The 224-nt window shown below is 61.6% G+C and carries 1 protein-coding gene; it reads right to left on the reverse strand.

Features of this window, described 5'->3' with window-relative positions; genetic code table 11:
- Positions 1 to 184, reverse strand: a 184-nt coding sequence (locus tag HMI57_RS18625) for a hypothetical protein (RefSeq protein WP_171587457.1), incomplete at its 3' end; no start/stop codon positions are given.
- Positions 185 to 224: the final 40 nt, after the last annotated feature.

A 224-nucleotide genomic window follows, 5' to 3' on the forward strand; every position in this document is an offset into this window, starting at 1 on the left:
GCTTGCCCTTGTCGAGCACTTCCACGGTGGCGATGTTCGGGTCGTTCGGCGCACCGCTGATCGAAACGGTCATCGCTGTCGTGTCAGCGGGGTTGAGGTCACTGCCGGTGCCGGGAGCGAACGACGGCAGGCCGCTGACGTCCTTGAGCGTGTAGAGAATGGCGTTGCCGATGTCGGTAGTCACCGACTGGATGGGCAAGTACGGCTGTTGCAGATAGTAATCG

The organism is Arthrobacter sp. 260 (genome assembly GCF_013116745.1).
Lineage (GTDB): Bacteria > Actinomycetota > Actinomycetes > Actinomycetales > Micrococcaceae > Arthrobacter_D.